The sequence below is a fragment of the Hydrocoleum sp. CS-953 genome, assembly GCF_002260545.1.
Taxonomy (GTDB): Bacteria; Cyanobacteriota; Cyanobacteriia; order Cyanobacteriales; family Microcoleaceae; genus Trichodesmium.
On record NZ_LGSU01000292.1, the window covers coordinates 1 to 2,652 of the forward strand.

The 2,652-nt window shown below is 32.7% G+C and carries 1 protein-coding gene and 2 pseudogenes; 1 reads left to right on the plus strand and 2 read right to left on the minus strand.

Going from position 1 to position 2,652, the window contains the following annotated elements:
• Positions 1-120 precede the first annotated feature (120 nt).
• Positions 121-717: pseudogene (locus tag AFK68_RS02640) on the plus strand (hypothetical protein); the annotation flags it as partial.
• 993 nt (positions 718-1,710) lie between these two features.
• Here the strand turns inward: AFK68_RS02640 and AFK68_RS44100 are convergent.
• Both AFK68_RS44100 and AFK68_RS44105 read right to left on the minus strand, forming a co-directional pair.
• Positions 1,711-2,097, minus strand: a complete 387-nt coding sequence (locus AFK68_RS44100) for a WcbI family polysaccharide biosynthesis putative acetyltransferase (RefSeq protein WP_143437450.1) — start codon at positions 2,095-2,097, stop codon at positions 1,711-1,713.
• 138 nt (positions 2,098-2,235) lie between these two features.
• Positions 2,236-2,644, minus strand: a pseudogene (locus tag AFK68_RS44105) (WcbI family polysaccharide biosynthesis putative acetyltransferase); the annotation flags it as partial.
• Positions 2,645-2,652 lie beyond the last annotated feature (8 nt).

Here is a 2,652-nt window from a genome sequence, read left to right on the forward strand (position 1 = left end):
CCGAAAACCCCGTAAGGTACATATTTAGCGGGAAAGATGCCCGCACTAAAATAATTTTACTATTTCCACATCGTAGATTATTTACCTGAAATATCCTGTATAACTAAAATAACTTTAAACATGGAAAATAAACAAATTATTGATCGAAAAGTTTTAGTCGGAACCCACCACAAAACTGGCTCTGTCTGGATGCGAAAAGTTTTTTTTAGAATAGCAAAAAAACTTGATTTGGTTTATTATGCTGGCTCCCAGGATAGTCTACCAAAAAATAACTTTGACATTTTTTTTGACGATCATAGCCGATTTAAACTTGATTTATTACCACCATATCGGGGTTTACATCTAATCAGAGATCCAAGAGACATAATAATATCAGGATGTTTTTATCATCAAAAAGCAGATGAAAAATGGCTACATACCAAAAGAAAAGAATTTGGTGGATTAACATATCAAGAAAAAATTAATTCATACTCCTCTATTGATGAGCAAATTTTTTTTGAAATGGAACATACTGCTGCAATCACTATAAACGATATTAGAAAGTGGGATTATAACAACAGTAATTTTATAGAAATCAAGTATGAAAATTTGATTGAAGATAATAATCTTATATTATTCGAGCAAATATTTACGTTTCTAGGCTTTCCAGAAAGATTTATTTCAATTATTTTGGAAATAGCGTACCAAAATAGTATATTTTCTGGTCAAGTTAAAAAGNAAAATCTTATATTATTCGAGCAAATATTTACGTTTCTAGGCTTTCCAGAAAGATTTATTTCAATTATTTTGGAAATAGCGTACCAAAATAGTATATTTTCTGGTCAAGTTAAAAAGTCTCTTCATGTGCGTTCTGGAAAAAAAAATCAATGGGAAGAATTTTTTAAAGATAAACATAAAAAGCGTTTTATAGAGTTATTTGGAGATACTCTGATAAAATTAGGATATAAATAGGTGTAAGCATTTCCTGCGGAATGCTGGGCAAACAGCCGTCAGCTAGCCTCTTGCCTCCTGTGGAGGAACTGCGCTTTCTCCTAGTCTTATTGCTGATACTGACCGCTAATAGCTGAATGTTTATAAATAGGATATAAACAATGGAAGACTTGATAGTTGTTTAATGCTAAATATATTTTAGCTGAGAGTATTTTATCAGCTAGTTTACTGATTCAATTATTCCTTTTTACAACTTACAGCAGTTTCCGAAGCTATGAGGTACAGTTGTTTTTATTCTTTTCTATTCCCTATTCCCTATTCCCTATTCCCTATTCCCTATTCCCTATTCCCTATTCCCTATTCCCTATTCCCTATTCCCTATTNATGAGGTACAGTTGTTTTTATTCTTTTCTATTCCCTATTCCCTATTCCCTATTCCCTATTCCCTATTCCCTGTTCCCTGTTCCCTGTTCCCTGTTCCCTCAAACCTAAAATTTTGTACCTCATAACAACGGGAAGCGCTCTATATAGAATCCGGTTGAATAGTAGTCCGCAGCCAAGATAGGAAGCAATCTCAGGGGTGTCGCGAGATTGCTTCCTTCCAATCCATTCCATTCGCTATTGAAAGCAGTTTTCAGGTTAATGAACCACATTAAAGAAATTATAACCCTGTAGGGAGGTTGCATGCAACCTCCCTACAGTGGTCTATCCAAATGAAAACTGCTGTAAGCACAGGGTATTATTGCTGATAGCTGACGGCTAATAGCTGAATGCTTACAACTAGAAATTCCAATCACCTTTCCTTAGCTTATTATAGGATTTTTTGATATACTTATTGAAGTTTAGCTTTTGAGAACTGAAATTAACTTTGTATTGAAAATCTGGATTGAAAAAAGTTAAACCCAAATGATGTGCTACAGAAGGGTAGATAGGAGTTTGGTGAGCTATAAGTAATTCTTCAGAAGCTGGCTCTGTAATCGTGGAGATGTCAAGAAGTGATAAAATTTGTTTTGAAACTTCAAAGCCAATTAAATTAGAAGGATGTCTTTCTATATGAAAAAGATAATGGCGTTGATAATTATCTCTGATAAAACTTGAGAGTTTAATGTCTGTACTTTGCTCTTTTGATTCTAAAGTTTTTAAAGAAGAATAAACTTGATCGATCAAGAATTGTTTATCATAAAAATTAACATCATTTAGTTCTTTTATTACTGTTTGTAATGGAGTATTCTTTTGAAAGTAATTAGCAAGGTTTTGATCTCCATGCCTAAACTCTGGATGCAGAGATGTATTTAGCTGAGGCCNGTTTATCATAAAAATTAACATCATTTAGTTCTTTTATTACTGTTTGTAATGGAGTATTCTTTTGAAAGTAATTAGCAAGGTTTTGATCTCCATGCCTAAACTCTGGATGCAGAGATGTATTTAGCTGAGGCCAATAACCATTAAAATATATATAAGGCAATGAAATACACCTACAGTTTTTAGGTAATCTTTTGATGATTGCTTCACTACTTTGTTCTCCATACTTATTTTCAGGAGTAGGTTGATATATAAAAAGCTGACATTGCTCTAAAATATCACTAGCAATAATTTCTTGATCTGCAATTGCTTTAAAATTGAAAGGGATTTTTATATACTGATATTTAGCAGAAAAGTCACTTGATAGTTGCAAGTTTTTATTAACAATCCATCGTTGACAATTACTGTATATTTTTCGGA